Genomic DNA, 16,021 nt, shown 5'->3' on the forward strand with positions numbered 1-16,021 from the left:
CGTACACTTGTTCGGCCGAACGCCACTTTAAAGCTAGGGTTACTTTCATTCCATGACCTTAAAAACCAAAATCCGCCTTAGCATCCTAACCATGTTGGTGTTGCTGCTAGCCTTGGGCGGGTACGCATTTCAAGCGATTCAGCGGCTGGAAGGCGGAGCGCGCGGGGTGCAGCAGGCCAACTTCAGCTCGGTGGAATATGGCCTCCAAATGCTGCAAGCTGTGGAACAGCTAGAGCAACAACCCGCGGCTGCCGCGCCGCTAGAGTTGTTTCGGCGGGCCCTGACTCGCGAGGCGGCCAACATCACCGAGTCGGGCGAGCTGGAGCTGGTTGACACACTCACACAGCACCTGGCCGACTACCAAACCCTAGTGGACGAGCAGGCCCCGTTGGCGCAACAGCAACGCAAGCTGCGCCAATTGCAGGCCGAAATTCACCGCGCCATTGACCTCAACACTCGCTCTTTCAACGCGGATACGCACCGGGTAACCGCCGACGCCGCGCGTGCCCGGCAGCTGGTGCTAATCTTTATCAGCCTGAGTGCCGCCGTTGGCTTGGCGCTAATTGTGCGGCTACCGCGGGAAGTGCTGCGGCCTCTGCGCCGCCTCACCGCCGATGTGGAAGACGTAGCTAGCCCCGGCCCTACCAACCTTGTGCCCATTGCCAAAAACGACGAAGTAGGCGCCGTGGCCCTGGCCCTAAACCGCGCCTTTGGCTACATGCAAGACCAGCGCAGCGCCACCCGTGTAGCCCTGGCCACCGAGCGCAACCGCCTGGAAAGCCTGGTCGAGCACCTCGATGAAGGGTTGCTGCTGCTCGATGAAAGCGGGTGCGTACTACTAGCCAATCCTACCGCCCGCCGCCTGCTCGACCGGTCCGCTGCCGACCTGGTGGGCCGCAAGGCCGAAGACCTCAGCCGCGAATCGGAGTTGCTGCACACGCTGTTCCGGCCGCTGCTGGAGCCAGCTGCTAAGTCCGATGATGGTGGGGCGCAACCACCGTTGCTCACGTTTCGGCAGCAGGGCGAGGACGTGTACTACCGACTCACGGCCAGCCATATCGTGTCGTTCAACAAGGAATTGCGGCAGACCGAGTTTGCGGGGCACATTTTATCGTTGCGCAACGTATCGGAGTTCAAGAAGCTGGATGAAATAAAGTCCAACTTCCTAGCTACCGTATCGCACGAGCTGAAAACACCGCTGGCCAGCATCAACCTGAGCCTGATGCTGCTGCAAGACGAGCGTACCGACCCCGAAGAACGCCTGCGCATCGCCGACGGCATCCGGGAGGAAACCACCCGCCTGCTCGGCATGGTGGGCCAACTCATCGACGTTTCGCGGCTCGATGCCGGAGCGGGTATCAAGCTTGATGTACGCTCCGTAGCCCTAGCCGACGTGGTGGAATATGCCGTGGACACCGTGCAGCCGCAGCTTCAGGATAAAGAGCTATGCCTGGAAACCAACCTGCCGCCCACCCTGCCTGCCGCCCGCGCCGACCTCGAAAAAACCACTTGGGTACTTATCAACCTGCTCGCCAACGCCATCCGCTACTCGCCGCGCGGCGCCCGCCTCACGGTGCAAGCCACTCAGCTTCCCGGCCACGAACTGCAAGTGAGCGTGCAGGACTACGGCCCTGGCATCCCACCCGAATACCACGAGCGAATTTTTCAACGCTTCGCTGAAGTGCCCAACCCCGCCGGCCACAAAGGCGGTTCCGGCCTCGGCCTAAGCATTTCCCGCGAGTTTATCAGCACCCAAGGCGGCCGCCTTTGGGTGGAAAGCGCCCCCGGCACCGGCAGCCGTTTCCTGTTCACGCTCCCTTCGGGAGAGTAACTGAGTAGCGGAGTAAGGGAGTAACTCAAGAACGCCAGATGCCTTGTCCTGCTTCATCTGCCGTCCACTTGTCAGAGTATCCGGCCCGGCGTGCTGACATTGTCTACGTACCCGTAAAACTATCCGTCATGCTGAGCGCAGGCGTAGCCGGAGTCGAAGCATCTCGCGTGCTGACATTGTGTTGCCATTGGTTTACCACACTAGCGAGATGCTTCGGCAAGCTCAGCATGACTGTTCATTATACACAGTCGTTATTTTTACTCAGTTACTCCACTGCTCAGTTACTCTTTTCTTACTCTAACTGCCGCTGGAAGTGCATTTGCAGAATAGTATCGACCTTTTCTTTGGTGAGAGGCTTGTTGACTAAACCGGCAATGGGCAGTTGCTGTACGCGTTCCAGGTCGCGGGAATGCAGGGAAGTTGTGAGCATTACTACCACAATGGCCTGCCGCTGCGCCTGGGGCAGCTGAACGTATGCCTCCAGGAATTCGATGCCGTTCATGACGGGCATGTTCACGTCGAGCAGAATCAGGGAGGGGCAGGCAGAGCCGATGTTTTCGCAGAATTGATCGAGGGCAGTTAGCGCTTCCCGGCCGTTCTGGGCAATGAGCAACTGGTCGGCAACGCCTAAACTTTTCAGCAATAGCTCGTTAAGAAAGTTGGTTGTTGAATCGTCATCAACTAAAAGAATACTAGGAAGCTTATTCATATAAAAGCAACTGCACCGAAAGTAGAAATCATCAGCTCACTACAAACCGAGCCGAGCGGCACACGGAACGATATACGTGCTTAACGGGGAAAAGAGACAGTGAAGGTTGAACCAACGCCCGGCTGACTTTCCACTTGGATATGCCCGCCGGCATTCTCGACCATGCGCTTGACCATGTAGAGGCCGATACCGGTGCCTTCTACGTGGTCGTGGAGGCGCTGAAACATGCCAAAAAGCCGCACTTGCTGGGTGGCCTCAAGCCCGAGGCCATTGTCTTGCACTTCCAGCACAGCAAAATGTTCGGTTTGCTGGCAGCGTATGCGCACCTTAGGCTGGCGGCCGGGGTGCCGATACTTGAGGGCGTTACTAAGCAGGTTGTAGACTACGCTACGCAGGTTTTTCTGCGAAAACGAAATGGTGGGGCATTGTTCTAAATCCACTTCGAGTTGCGCATTGGTTGATTCCAGCAACGGGGCCAGGTCCAAACGCACTTCCTCCACTATAGATGCCAGATCCACGGTTTGGCGGGGCTGCACGTGCTCTTTTTGCAGCTTCGTGACGTCGGTTAGGTGGTCGATGGTTTTCTGGAAACGCTCCACCGATCCTTGCATCATTTGTAGGATGGGCAGCACCTGCGTATCGGTGGCGCTGGACTCGGGCAATTGCTGCGTGAGGGCGTGCAACAACCCTTCGATGTTGGCAATGGGGGCCCGCAGGTCGTGCGAAGCGGTGTAGATGAAGTTGTCGAGGTCGACGTTGGTGCGGGTGAGTTGCTGGTTGGTATCCAACAGCTCTTCGTTGGCGGCGTGCAGTTCCTCGTTGATGGCAGCCAGCTCCTCGTTTAGCTCCTGCACCTGCTGCCGCCCAAGCACTTGGTCGGTGATGTCGGCCACCATAGAATAGAACCCTACTACCTGCCCGTCCTCGATTTCGGGCACGTAGCTGGTGCGGATGTAGCGAATAAAATCGTCGCGGTAGGGCATCCGCGCTTCGAAATCGAGCCGCTCTCCGGCCAGGGCCCGGGCAACGTATGGTTGAACGCCTCGGTAGGCTTTCTCGCCGAGCACCTCGCGGGCCGACCGGCCTAGAAACTCCTCTAGCTCCCGCTTAAACCAGACCTTATATCCCTGGTTTACAAACTGATATTTCTCTTCCTGGTCGATGTACCCAATCAGTACGGGTAAAGCATCGGTAATGAGTTGGAGCCGCCGCTGATTCTGCTCGCGTTGCTGGCGCGCACGCACTTGCTCTCCTACTTCGTAGGCAAACACGGAGATGCCCACTATCTGCCCGTTTTCGCGGTAGGCTTGGTACGTGAAGTTGAAGTAGTTGACCTTAGGAGGAAGCCCGCCCGGCTGGTCGATGACGAGCCGTAGCTCGTTGCCATAAAAGGTTTCGCCGGTGTCATACACCTTGTCGAGCAACGCCACAAACCCCTGGGCAAGCGCATCAGGCTGAATTTCGGCAATGGTACGGCCCCGCATCTGGCGGCCCGGAAACAGCTGCTGGTAGGCTTCGTTGTAGTATTCGACGCGGTGGTGCGGGCCGCGCAGCAACACGATACAGGCTGGCGTCTGCTCGAATACTTGGTAGAACGTTTCGCGCTCCTCGGCCATGCGTTGCGCCGAGGCTAGCACTTCGGCTTGCAAGGCATCGGCCCGATGGCGGTCCAGCACCTGCTCCGTTACTTCAAAGGCAAACACCAGAATCCCATCAATTTGGCCCTGCTCGTTGTAGCGGGCCTGCTGAATGTAGTTGAAATACCGGTCTTCCAGAACCCCATCCGTGGAGCGCTGCATGGGAACAAGCAGCGCCGGCTCTTGGTGCGTTTCGCCGGTTTGGTATACCTGCTGGAGTGTTTGGTACGCCGCATGGTCCCGGATTTCCGGCATGGCCTCCAATATGGGCCTGCCCATCAGTTTTCGCCCCGGAAATAGCTGCTGATACTCCGTATTAACTAATTCAAAGACCAGGTCGGGCCCGTCCAACACGCAGATAGCAGCGGGCGCTTGCATAAAGAAGCGCTCTAGGCGGGCACGCTGCCGCTCCGCTTCTTCCTGCGCCTGTCGCACTTCCTGGGTCCGCCTTGCCACGCGGTTCTCCAGATCGGAGTTGAGTTCAAGCAAGGCCTGCTCGGTAAGCTGCAATTCGGTTACAGTGGCTCTGATTTCTTCATTGGCCGCAGACAACTCTTCGTTGGCACTGGCCAACTCGGTGTTTAGCTGTTCCACCTGCTGGCGGCTCTGCTCGACCTGCCGCCGGGCCTGCACCTGTTCGGTCACGTCGTAGGCAAAGTTGAGGAGGCCATTGACACCACCTTCGGTATTGCGCAAAGCTTGCAGAAACACGTTGAAGTAGCGCTGCTCGAGCTGGCCGGTATTGGTGGTGTCCACCCACGTTTCGACCTCAAAACCGGTAAACGGCTCCCCCGTCTGGTATACATGATCAAACAATTCGAAGAACTGTTGCCCTTCCAGCTCGGGCATGGCTTCACGGAAAGTCCGGCCCTGAAGAGTACGCTCCGGGAACAGCTGCTGGTAACGCGGATTGACCAACTGATACGTATGGTCGGGCCCCTGAAAGATGGCAATACTGGCGGGCAGCTCATCCAAAATATGGTAGAGGCGCTGGCGCTGCGCTTCAGCTTCGGCTTGCGCAGCTTCTGCGCTGTCGGCCGCAGTTATCAGCGCTCGGTTGGCGGCTTCTAGCTGCTGGTTTAGCCGCTGAAGCTGCGCCTCGTTGTGCTCGATACTGCGCCGAGCTCGTACCTGCGCCGTTACTTCGTAGGCAAGCACCAAGATTCCATTAATAGCCCCATCTAGGCTGCGGGTGGCCTGATAGATGAAGTTGTAGTAGTTCTCGCCCAGGCCGCCAGAGTTGTCGTGGTCGAGCTGCACCAGCATTTCGTGGGCATAGAATGTTTCGCCCGTGCGGTACACGTTGTCGAGCAGGTCGAAAATGGGCTGTCCAGCTAGTTCGGGCATGGCTTCCGCAATGGGCATGCCCAGCAACGGCCGCTCCCCCACCAGTTGCTGATAAAGCGGATTCACCAGCTTGAAGACGTGCTCCGGCCCTTCGAAAATGCAAATCATGGCCGGGGCCTGCATCAAAATGCTGTACAGCTGCTGGCGCTGCAATTCAGCGTCGGCGCGGGCCATTTGCTCACGAGCCTGGCTTTCGCGAAGCGCCTGCTCTACGGCCGACCGGTCTTGGTCGGCCGTGTCGGAAAAGCTGACCACTAGCAGGGAACCGCTGCGCTGGGCCGCCAGATGAAAATAATTATCGAGTTTATCGTGCTGGTAGTTGACGTTGTATCGGCCCGCTTTGCCGGTTTCAAAGCTGGACCGGTAGAAATCGAAAATACCAGCGTCCTTCGCGTTTGGATACAAGGTCAGAAACGTCTGCTCGGGTTGCTCGGGCAGCTGCAGCATCCGCTGGGCGGCCGGGTTGAGGCGCACGTAAGTTAAGTCCGTAATGGTCTGGCCATCGGGTGCGTACACGGGCCGGAACAAGATAAACCCCGTCAAAGACACCTCCATTAGAACGTGTAGCAACTCGTCGGGCGCAGATAATTCGGAGGACAGCGGGGTACTAGAATCGGGCATAGCGGGAACACAGAAAGCCAGCTAACAGGCTCGGCAGACGACGTACGGGCGAGAAAGATACCGGTGTAAATGCAATATCGAGATGAAGATATACAACCGAGCAGTGGGCTTCAGTGTTTGGAATTAGCCCTTCCCGGCATTTCGCTGTAATTTCGCCGCCTGTTGATTGTTGCCGGTTGCTTGTTATTTGTTGATGGAGGCTTGATAGCCACATGCGGACATCAACATCTGGCAATCAACTACCAATCAACGACCAGCAAATAACAACCAACAACTCATGCCCGGTTACAGTCCCCAGGAAATCGAGAAGAAGTGGCAGGCCCACTGGCAAGCGCACCATACGTTTAAGGCGGATAACAGTTCCGACAAGCCGAAATTCTACGCGCTGGACATGTTTCCGTACCCCAGCGGCGCGGGTCTGCACGTTGGGCACCCGCTCGGCTACATTGCCTCCGACATCGTGTCGCGCTACAAGCGGCTGCGCGGCTACAACGTGCTGCACCCCATGGGCTTCGACTCGTTTGGCTTGCCCGCCGAGCAGTACGCCATCCAGACTGGGCAGCACCCGGCCGTTACCACCGAAAAGAACATCGATACCTACATCCGGCAGCTTAGCTCCTTGGGGTTCAGCTACGATTGGAGCCGCGAAATCCGCACCTCCGACCCGGCCTACTACAAGTGGACGCAATGGATTTTCCTGAAGCTGTTCAATAGCTGGTACAACCTCGACACCAACCGCGCCGAGCCCCTCAAAACCTTGCTCGACAAGTTTGCCGAGAACGGCAGCGAAGGTATCTGGGCGGCCGGCGACGACGAGGAGCGCCATAGCTTCACGGCCGGTCAGTGGCAGATGATGAGCGAAAAACAGCGCCTCACGGCCGTGCATCCCTACCGCCTCGCCTACCAGCAAGACACCTTCGTGAACTGGTGCGCCGGCCTGGGCACGGTGCTTTCCAACGACGAAGTGAAAGATGGCCTGTCGGAGCGCGGCGGCTTCCCGGTGGAGCGCCGCCTGATGCCCCAGTGGAACCTGCGCATCACCGCCTACGCCGACCGTTTGCTCCAGGGCCTCGACACGCTCGACTGGCCCGATGCCGTGAAGGAAATGCAGCGCAACTGGATCGGCCGCAGCATCGGGGCCGAAGTGACGTTCCCGGTGCAAAACCACGCCAGTGCCCAAATCAAGGTATACACTACCCGTGTAGATACCATTTACGGGGCCACCTTCCTGGTGCTGGCGCCCGAGCATGAGCTGGTAAAGGAGCTGACCACCCCCGAGCAGCAGCAGACCATTACCGACTACATCGACGCCACCAAGCGCCGCTCGGAGCGCGACCGGATGGCCGACGTGAAGGCCGTATCGGGTGCTTTCACCGGGGCGTACGCCGTTAATCCCGTGTCGGGTGAGCCCGTGCCGATTTGGATTGCCGACTACGTATTGGCCGGTTATGGTACCGGTGCCGTCATGGCCGTGCCTTCCGGCGACCAGCGCGACTACCTGTTTGCCAAGCACTTCGACCTGCCCATTGTGCAGGTAACCGACGCGCAGCAAGGCCTCGACGAGCAAGCCGACCCCACCAAGGAAGGCCGCTACATCAACTCCGGCATCATCGACGGGCTCGGCTACAAAGAAGCCACCGCCAAGCTCATTGCCTTCCTCGAAGAAAAAGGCCTCGGCAAAGGCAAAACCAACTTCCGCATCCGCGACGCCATTTTCGGTCGTCAGCGCTATTGGGGCGAACCAATTCCGATTTACTACAAAGACGGCGTAGCCTACGGCGTAGCGGAAGCCGATTTGCCGCTGGTGCTGCCCGAAATCGACGAGTACAAGCCCACCGAAACCGGTGAGCCGCCGCTTGGCCGCGCCAAAGACTGGAAGTACAAAGGCCAGTACGACTACGAGCTGAGCACCATGCCCGGCTGGGCCGGCTCTAGCTGGTACTACCTCCGCTACATGGACCCGCACAACGCCGACCGTTTCGTGGGCGAAGAAGCCGAGAAGTACTGGCAGAACGTGGACCTTTATCTCGGCGGCGCCGAACACGCCACCGGCCACTTGCTCTACTCCCGTTTCTGGCACCTCTTCCTCAAGGACTTGGGCCTCGTATCGGCTCCCGAGCCGTTTCAGAAGCTCATCAACCAAGGCATGATCCTGGGCCGCTCGAACTTCGTGTACCGCATCAACGGCACCAACACGTTCGTGACGCTTGGCAAGAAAGACCAGCACCAAACCACTGCCCTGCACGTGGACGTGAACATCGTGCACAACGATGTGCTGGATACCGAAGCCTTCAAAAAGTCGCGCCCTGACTACAATAGTGCTGAATTCATTCTCGAAGATGATGGCCGCTACGTGAGTGGTTGGGAAGTCGAGAAGATGTCGAAAGCCAAGTTCAACGTGGTCAACCCTGACGTGCTGGTAAGCCAGTACGGTGCTGATGCGTTGCGGGTCTATGAGATGTTCCTCGGGCCGCTGGAGCAGTTCAAGCCGTGGAATACCAACGGCATGAGCGGTGTAGGCGGCTTCCTCAAGAAGTTCTGGCGCCTCTACCACCCTGCCGACGGTGCCTTTGCCGTAACCGATGAAGCTCCAACACCAGCCGAGTTGAAGGCGCTGCACAAGGCCATCAAGAAGGTGGAAGAAGACATCGAGCGGTTCAGCTTCAACACCACGGTCAGTGCCCTAATGATTACGGTGAACGAGCTAACGGCCCTCGAATGCCACAAGCGCGCCATTCTGGAGCCGTTGGTGGTCATCCTTTCGCCTTACGCGCCGCACTTGGCGGAGGAGCTATGGCAGCTGCTCGGCCACGAGGCTGGTAGCATCAGCTCGGCTACGTACCCGGAGTTCAAGGAAGAATTCCTGGTGGAAGACACCGTGAACTACCCGGTAGCCATCAACGGCAAGGTGCGCGAGCAGCTCCAGTTTGCTGCCACCGCCACCGCCGCCGACATCGAAGCCGCCGTATTAGGCTCCGACTTCCTGGCCCGCTTCGGCGATGGCAAAACCGCCAAGAAGGTCATCGTCGTGCCCGGCCGCATGGTGAACGTGGTGGTATAAGCGCTACAAAAGACCGTCATGCTGAGCGCAGCCGAAGCATCTCGCTCGAATCGTTGCGGTCGTAAGGCATTTACCACACTAGCGAGATGCTTCGGCTCCGCTCAGCATGACGGTCTTTTTTAAATAATCAAGCAAGGAAAAGCCCGCTGGAATATCCAGCGGGCTTTTTTCGTATAACGCTACCCAAAAATTAATGGAATGTGCTTTCAATCTGTAGAGACGCAATACACTGCGTCTCGATGTTGAACGACTAGTATCCTGATCGGTTATGCTCAATAGGAAAGCTGGTCCCAGAAAATCACCTTTCTGGCCTCCTGATGCACGAACTGCACACCCCCGTCCTGCGACACCACAATAGCCAAGCATTCCGGCTCGGCCAAACACAGCCGGTACGCCGCGCGGTGGCGGGTACCCCCATGGTCGGCGGCAACGGTTTGCAGGCTGCTGCCTTCCACATCTAGGGCCCGGTACACGTTGTTAACGGTTGTTTGCGAAGCTTTTATTTCGACGCCAAACCCCACGATTTGCAATTGCTTGGTTAGCACCAGCGCACCATCTACTGCCGATAAGTCGGCGAGCAGATCGGCGAAATGAGTTATTTCGGCATCGAGGGCTAGCAACGTGGCATCGTGCGAACGGCAGTAATGCGCCCAGCTCACCTCGCCTAGCTCGCCAAGGCGGCGCACTATGGCCAATAGCAACTTCTGGAACTGGGGCCCGGCGCTCCCGGACTCCACTTTGTACTTGGGTTGCAAAATGCTGCCGGGCGCTACTAGCGGCTCCACTTTGTGGGTGGGCACCAGTACCACCATGCCCCCGTGAGCACGGGCCCGCACCCGCCCCAGCGCCTGGCGCTGTAGGTGTTGCGAAAGCATCACAACTAGTTCTTCTTCCTTGGGCGTAACCACTGATGGACCTTGCGCTTGCTGCAACAGCTGGCCGTTCTCATTGAAACGCCCCTGGCCCCAGGCGTTGGGAAACTGCAGGAAGCCGTGGCCGTCGATGCGGCCGTGCTGCAGGGTCAGCACCCGGGTGTTGCCGCAATAAAAAACCAGGTTGCCAGGTCCCCGAACGTGCACCATCAGCGCCAATGGCGGACTAGCCGACGACAAGCGCGGGGTTTCCTCTAATCGGTCCCACTCGTGGTGAGTGAACAGCATGCCCCACAATTGCAAATTACCATCGGCTGCTAGGCTCACAGCCAGCAAGCTCGACTGCCGCTGCACCGCCGGACTCAGTCGCCGAATTTCCTGCTCGTTGCAGGCGCGCGGCGGGTCGAACGTCATCAGATGAAAACCCGTCACGGCTGCGGGGTGGGCTTCTAGTTGGTGGGCCGGGGCAAAAACTACGTGGCACTCCACCGGACGCCCCTCCTCTTGCAGCATACTCGCTTGGTAGAGCGTGGAAATCAGCTGCGTTAGCACCTGTTGCTCGGGCAGCGGCGCGCTGATGGCCACGGTTTCGGGCCAGCGTTGCTGCAGCGCTGCCGCTAAATCACTTGGATAATAATGAGTAGCCATCGAGCGGAAATCAAAAATGCCGTGAAATACAACTCAACACTTAATTGGCGTGACAGCCCATCCGACGCCTCAGGCAAACGCCGGCGCATAGTCGTGCGCGAAAGTTGCGAAGGGCCGGGGCGCACGGCCCGTGGCTTCTTGCACGCCGTTGGTCACGGTGGCGGCTTCCTCGCGGGAATAATGGGCGTAGTCTTCCAGTAACCCATCGGCTTGCCAGACCGGAAACCCTACCCCCAATAGGGCAGCGTGCATCACCTCCGGTGGCACATCCTGAAACCGGACAGGCTTACCCAGGGCCGTGGAGAGTTTGGCGGCTATTTGGGCGTGAGTTAAGGCTTCGGGGCCGGTCAGGTTGTAGATTTTGTTTTCGTGACCGGGTTCTGTGAGGGCAGCAGCGGCGGCTGCGGCTATGTCGCGGACATCCACAGCGCTTACTTTGGCCTCGCCGATAGCTGCAAAAAACTGGCCTTGGGTTTTGATAGAATCCCGGAAGGCCAGCAGGCCCTGCATAAACAGGTTGGGCCTTAGGAAAGTGTACGTCATGCCGCTCGCCCGAACAGCCTCCTCAACCACAGCGTGATAGCGCAGAAACCGCACCGGCAAATTCCGGTCGGCGGCCCACTGCGAAAGCTTCACCAGATGGCGCACACCTGCTTGCCGGGCCAAATCCACGAAAGCCAGTTGCTGCGTTTCCGCTTGCTCGGAAGAGTTGGTTAGCAGGAAGGCCCGCTCGACCCCAATCAGAGCCGACGCCACTGTTTCCGGCTTATTTAAGTCGCCGACTATCAGCTCCGCGCCGGGCAGAGCCTGTAGTTGCTGTGCTTTGGGGTCTTGTAGGGAACGAACCAAGGCGCGGAACGGGACACCTGCGGCTGACAGCAGTTTGCTTACTTCAGTGCCAATAGTACCTGTAGCACCGGTTAGCAGAATAGTTGGCACGGAACGACCAGCAGAGGTAGTGGAGGCGGAAGAAGGAAGGTTTTCCATGGAAAGAAGTAATGTAAGGTGGCGTAGCTACGGCAGGCCCCACACGCTGCTTCTGGCAAATTCTCGCCCTTAAGAAGCATCCGAATACCAGCGCGTTGGTCCGCCTGCCTGGTAGAACTGATGCAAACCTACCGGCCTTCTTCTCTGGAAAATTGTAAGAAAACGAAACAGCTTTGCCGTAGCCTTTCCTGTTTGCTTTATAAGCCGTTCAACTTCGTTGCTCGCAACAGAGCTTGTCCTTCCCTGTTTATTGCTAAGCGTCTGCCTCATGGGCACAAAGTCACGCTGAGTGTTTTGCCTCGCTAGGCACAGGCTAGCAACTGCGTAAGCTGCTTCTGGTTTGTGTGAATATCGAATAGCTTAGCACCTGCTATCTTTTGTTGACCTTAAAGATGCTAATGCCGATGAGTGTGTTACAAGAGCAATTCATTGTGCCCCCTCGCGCTTTGCAGCAGGTGCTCCAGTATTTTGTGCTCTTGACGGTGGAAGAAGGTGCCGCGCCCGTCGTGCGCACGCTGCTGCCTACGTTCCAGATTGTGATGCTAATCAACCTCGGTCCCACGGCCGAAATATGGCACGAGGGCGGCGCCCTCGTGCAGGTGCATCGGGTAGATGGCATAGTAGTGACGGCTCCGCTCAAAAAAGCCTTTCAGTACCGCTTGCCGGAAAATGGCCGCGTGCTGGCCGTAAACTTCACGCTCGAAGGGTTCTTCCGCCTGTTCCAAGTTCCGGTAGAACACCTCACCGACGATTTTACCGACCCCGACGACCTACTACCCCACCGCCCATTCGCGCAGCTCTGGCAGCAGCTCCGCTTGCTTCACAACCCCACCGACCTGGTACAGGCCATTGTTGATTTCAGTCTGCCTTACCTGCGGGCCTTGGAAAAACCACAAGCTGAACTCATGGCTCAGTTGCCGCTTCTTGCCGAGAGCCGGCACCTGAACCCCTTGAAAGTCATGGCAGCTGCCACCAAAGTATCGGAAAGGACTTGGCAGCTGCGGTTCCAGAAATACTTAGGGTTCTCGGTGAAAGAAGCGTCCCGGTTTATGCGCTTTCGCCGGCTGCTCGGCAAACTGGAACAGCGCGCAGTAAGTGAGAAAGAAGATTGGCTGGCTCTGCTAGAACAGCACGGCTACTACGACCAAAGTCATCTAATTCACGATTTCACGCACTTCCTTCAGCAGTCGCCCACCAAAGTATCAATGCAGCTGCTGCAAGGCGACGCCATCTGCTTCACACGCACCGAGCTAGTGGAGTAAACTCCGTTTCAAGGACTGTTATTCAGAGGACAGCAAATCAGCTTGCATGCAGACCAGACGTTGAGAGTACAACTTAGTCCGTCATGCTGAGCGCAGCCGAAGCATCTCGCTAGTGTGGTAAACCCTAACGCTTGCCCAACGAGTCGAGCGAGATGCTTCGGCTGCGCTCAGCATGACAATAGTATTACAATGCCAGCACGCGAGATGCCTCGGCAAGCTCAGCATGACACCACCAATTTGATGTACAGGAAGAGACGCTGATGAGCCTTCTTGTGCTGCACCCTTTTTATGGAAGCAGAACACCAACGGATTCTAGCGCTCTAGCTGCTCGCTTTGGGCTAATTCTTCGCGCAGCTTTTTCGGCAGCGAGGCGCGCACTAAGTCATAGGAATGGTCGATCAACTCACTGAACTGTCCGTTCGAAATGCCGGTGCCCATCAGCACTGTGTTCCAGTGCTTCTTGTTCATGTGATAGCCGGGCAGCACGTAGTCGTATTGCTCGCGCAACTCTACGGCGCGCTCCGGGTCACACTTTAGGTTGACGCTACCGAACGTATCGATATCGGTAAGGGCGAAAACTTTGCCACCGACTTTAAAAACCAAGGTAGTGGGGCCAAAGGGGGTTTCTTCGGTTACCCCGGCCTTCAGCAGGCAATAGTCGCGGAAGTCTTCGATGTTCATGCAGCGCTACAGCTAGAAATAATAGCAAAAAAGGCAACGCCAACCGGCAGCTAGCAGCTTCCAGAACTAGGCCCTGCGGCCCTGCTCTAAAAAGCTACCAACTCCTCAGTTGGCGTTGCAAAAGAAGGGATTATCTAGCGAAGAAACCAGCGGTAGAGTAGCACGATAAACCCCACCAGGAACATGGCCATGGAGAGTTTATTAATGAAGTGCATCGTCCGCAAGTTGAAATTAGAAGTGCGGTTCGGATCGTTTTTGCGGAAGAAATAACCGAAAACAGGACCCAGGTTAAACAAGCCTTTCATGCGCATAATACAAGTCTTCTAGTGTGCCTATATAACACTCCGACCCCCGGAATGATTTACTTTTCTGCCTATATTCTTATTTATTTATCACCGATACAATCCCTCAATCAGCTGCTGATAATTGTGGCTGACAACCTTGCGCTTCACCTTCAAAGTGGGGGTTAGCTCCCCCGATTCCACGCTCCAAAGCGCTGGTACTAAGGCCACTTTCTTGATTTGCTCCCACTGCGCGAAGGCAGCAGTGGCTTGGTGCACCAACTGGTCGTAGAGGTGCTGCACCTGTGCGTGGGCAGCCAATGCCGCATCTGAGAGGTCGGCGGGCAGGTTGTGGTTTCGCGCCCAGGCGCGCAGTTCCGCAAAGGCCGGTACCAGCAAGCACGCCGCATATTTCTGCCCTTCGCCCACCACCATCACCTGCTCTACCAGCGGCGATTCCGCCAGCCGCGACTCTAGTGGCTGCGGGGCAATGTACTTGCCGTTGGACGTCTTGAACATCTCTTTTTTGCGGTCCGTAATTTTCAGGAACTTCCCCTGCACCAGTTCCCCGATGTCGCCGGTGTGCAGCCAGCCGTCGGCATCGATGGTGTCGGTTGTGAGGTCGGGGCGGTTGTAGTAACCTTGCATCACGGAAGGCGAACGAGTCAGGATTTCGCCATCGGGGGCCAGCTTCACTTCTACTCCCGGTATCACGGGCCCTACGGCCCCTATGAGATTGCCGCTGGCTTCGGGCCGACTGGCAGCAATGACGGGCGAAGTTTCTGTCATGCCGTAGCCTTCCATCACCCGGATACCGGCTGCCCAGAACACGCGCGCCAGCCGCGGCTGCAAAGCCCCGCCCCCGCTCACGATGTAGCGCACCTGCCCGCCCAAGGCTTCGCGCCACTTACTGAATATGAGCTTATTGGCCAAGGCCAACTGCGTGTTGTACCAGATTCCCTGATCCTTTTGCGTGTCATAGCGCAAGCCCAAGTTCAGGGCCCAGAAGAACAGATTTTTCTTTGCGCCCGTCAACTCCTGGCCTTTGGCCACAATCTTGTCGTAGATTTTTTCCAGCAGACGCGGCACCGTTGTGAACACCTGTGGCTGCACTTCCCGCAGGTTGTCGGAGATGCGCTCCACGCCCTCGGCGTACCAAATGCTGAAGCCTAGCAGCAAGTACAGGTAGGTGGCAGTACGCTCGAAAATATGGCTTAGGGGCAGAAAGCTGAGCGCCTTTTGGCCGGCGGGCAGCGGAAGGTAGCTGGTCAGGTTTTCGCAGTTATACAGGATATTGCGGTGGCTGAGCATCACGCCCTTGGGCTGCCCGGTGGTGCCCGAGGTATAAATAAGCGTCAGCAAATCATCGGGCTGTACGGCTGCTTTTAGTGCCGCTAGGCCTGTGGCATCGGCGGCTTCTCCTAGCGCCAGCAGGTCAGCGAAAGAGCGTACACCTTCCAGTTTATCGAACGTGAAGATATGCTCGGGGCCGTTGGGCATTACTGCTACTGCTTCCTGTACCCGGCTCAGCAGCTTTCTATTTTCCACCAGCACCACCCGTACGCCCGCATCCTGAAAGATGTGGCGATAATCCTGCACGGTGATGGTGGGATACATGGGCACGCTCACGGCCCCGAGCTGCGCAATGCCAAAATCGGCTATGATCCACTCGGGACGGTTGGCGGAAATGATGGCCACTTTGTCGCCGTGCCCGATGCCTAGTTGCAGCAGCCCTAAGCTAACGCGGTTGCTTTGCTCTTGCACCTGTGCGGCACTTAGCGGCTGCCAAGTGCCCGCTTTTTTTTCCACCAAGCAATCAGCTTGGGGCGTGGTAGTGGCCAGGCGAGTTAGTAAATCAAAGGTGCGACGAATTTCCATGGATGGGTAGAGGCAGCAATCAGATCAGTTGCAACAACAAAAATAGCTTGACCGTGCGCTACTACCGGAGCCAAGCCACAATCTTACTGTAGGAGCTAGGTACGTACCAGCACACATTTTCATACGAGAGTACTGGGGCTAATGCTACAGTTTGCAATAAGAGCGCAGGAACTCGGCCGATAGCCTTTCAAGCAAGCGGGACAGTT

10 protein-coding genes are annotated in these 16,021 nt (G+C 57.3%); 3 read left to right on the forward strand and 7 right to left on the reverse strand.

Translation table 11 applies throughout. The features are described 5' to 3' along the window. Window positions 1-52 precede the first annotated feature (52 nt). Window positions 53-1,831 (forward strand): ATP-binding protein, encoded by a 1,779-nt coding sequence (locus P1X16_RS10160; RefSeq protein WP_277228313.1) that lies wholly within the window; start codon window positions 53-55, stop codon window positions 1,829-1,831. Window positions 1,832-2,123: 292 nt separating this feature from the next. On the opposite strand, the gene P1X16_RS10165 is transcribed toward P1X16_RS10160, so the two are convergent. Continuing rightward, entirely contained in the window at window positions 2,124-2,540 is a 417-nt protein-coding gene (locus P1X16_RS10165) for a response regulator (RefSeq protein WP_277228315.1), read from the reverse strand. Window positions 2,541-2,620: 80 nt separating this feature from the next. Beyond that, the gene (locus P1X16_RS10170) at window positions 2,621-6,145 is read right to left on the reverse strand and encodes a PAS domain-containing protein (protein WP_277228318.1); all 3,525 of its coding nucleotides are present in this window, start codon (window positions 6,143-6,145) and stop codon (window positions 2,621-2,623) included. A gap of 277 nt (window positions 6,146-6,422) precedes the next feature. Between P1X16_RS10170 and leuS the strand changes: the two genes are divergently transcribed. Further along, window positions 6,423-9,206: a leucine--tRNA ligase gene (gene leuS / locus P1X16_RS10175; RefSeq protein WP_277228322.1), complete on the forward strand. Its 2,784-nt coding sequence runs from the start codon at window positions 6,423-6,425 to the stop codon at window positions 9,204-9,206. Between the two features lie 272 nt (window positions 9,207-9,478). Here leuS and P1X16_RS10180 read toward each other — a convergent pair whose 3' ends face one another. Beyond that, window positions 9,479-10,726, reverse strand: coding sequence for a putative sensor domain DACNV-containing protein (locus P1X16_RS10180; RefSeq protein WP_277228325.1), 1,248 nt, complete (start codon window positions 10,724-10,726; stop codon window positions 9,479-9,481). Between the two features lie 69 nt (window positions 10,727-10,795). Then, entirely contained in the window at window positions 10,796-11,713 is a 918-nt protein-coding gene (locus tag P1X16_RS10185; RefSeq protein WP_277228329.1) for an SDR family oxidoreductase, read from the reverse strand. A 404-nt stretch (window positions 11,714-12,117) separates the two neighbouring features. Between P1X16_RS10185 and P1X16_RS10190 the strand changes: the two genes are divergently transcribed. Then, the gene (locus tag P1X16_RS10190) at window positions 12,118-12,975 is read left to right on the forward strand and encodes a helix-turn-helix domain-containing protein (protein WP_277228332.1); all 858 of its coding nucleotides are present in this window, start codon (window positions 12,118-12,120) and stop codon (window positions 12,973-12,975) included. Window positions 12,976-13,287: 312 nt separating this feature from the next. On the opposite strand, the gene P1X16_RS10195 is transcribed toward P1X16_RS10190, so the two are convergent. The 3 genes from P1X16_RS10195 to P1X16_RS10205 form a co-directional block, all read right to left on the reverse strand. Further along, on the reverse strand, window positions 13,288-13,656 hold the full coding sequence (locus P1X16_RS10195) for an MmcQ/YjbR family DNA-binding protein (protein ID WP_277228334.1): 369 nt from the start codon (window positions 13,654-13,656) through the stop codon (window positions 13,288-13,290). A gap of 134 nt (window positions 13,657-13,790) precedes the next feature. Further along, a complete protein-coding gene (locus tag P1X16_RS10200) occupies window positions 13,791-13,961 on the reverse strand; it encodes a DUF6728 family protein (protein ID WP_277228338.1) in 171 nt (56 codons plus the stop codon). Between the two features lie 87 nt (window positions 13,962-14,048). Beyond that, the gene (locus P1X16_RS10205; RefSeq protein WP_277228341.1) at window positions 14,049-15,815 is read right to left on the reverse strand and encodes a long-chain fatty acid--CoA ligase; all 1,767 of its coding nucleotides are present in this window, start codon (window positions 15,813-15,815) and stop codon (window positions 14,049-14,051) included. Window positions 15,816-16,021: the final 206 nt, after the last annotated feature.

The organism is Hymenobacter sp. YC55, from assembly GCF_029433095.1.
Lineage (GTDB): Bacteria > Bacteroidota > Bacteroidia > Cytophagales > Hymenobacteraceae > Hymenobacter.

Excerpts from the sequence above, each read along its gene's own strand:
- P1X16_RS10160 (WP_277228313.1), top strand. The coding sequence starts at position 53 with ATGACCTTAAAAACCAAAATCCGCCTTAGCATCCTAACCATGTTGGTG.
- P1X16_RS10205 (WP_277228341.1), bottom strand. The coding sequence starts at position 15,815 with ATGGAAATTCGTCGCACCTTTGATTTACTAACTCGCCTGGCCACTACC.
- P1X16_RS10180 (WP_277228325.1), bottom strand. The coding sequence starts at position 10,726 with ATGGCTACTCATTATTATCCAAGTGATTTAGCGGCAGCGCTGCAGCAA.
- P1X16_RS10165 (WP_277228315.1), bottom strand. The coding sequence starts at position 2,540 with ATGAATAAGCTTCCTAGTATTCTTTTAGTTGATGACGATTCAACAACC.
- P1X16_RS10170 (WP_277228318.1), bottom strand. The coding sequence starts at position 6,145 with ATGCCCGATTCTAGTACCCCGCTGTCCTCCGAATTATCTGCGCCCGAC.
- P1X16_RS10195 (WP_277228334.1), bottom strand. The coding sequence starts at position 13,656 with ATGAACATCGAAGACTTCCGCGACTATTGCCTGCTGAAGGCCGGGGTA.
- P1X16_RS10190 (WP_277228332.1), top strand. The coding sequence starts at position 12,118 with ATGAGTGTGTTACAAGAGCAATTCATTGTGCCCCCTCGCGCTTTGCAG.
- leuS (WP_277228322.1), top strand. The coding sequence starts at position 6,423 with ATGCCCGGTTACAGTCCCCAGGAAATCGAGAAGAAGTGGCAGGCCCAC.
- P1X16_RS10200 (WP_277228338.1), bottom strand. The coding sequence starts at position 13,961 with ATGAAAGGCTTGTTTAACCTGGGTCCTGTTTTCGGTTATTTCTTCCGC.
- P1X16_RS10185 (WP_277228329.1), bottom strand. The coding sequence starts at position 11,713 with ATGGAAAACCTTCCTTCTTCCGCCTCCACTACCTCTGCTGGTCGTTCC.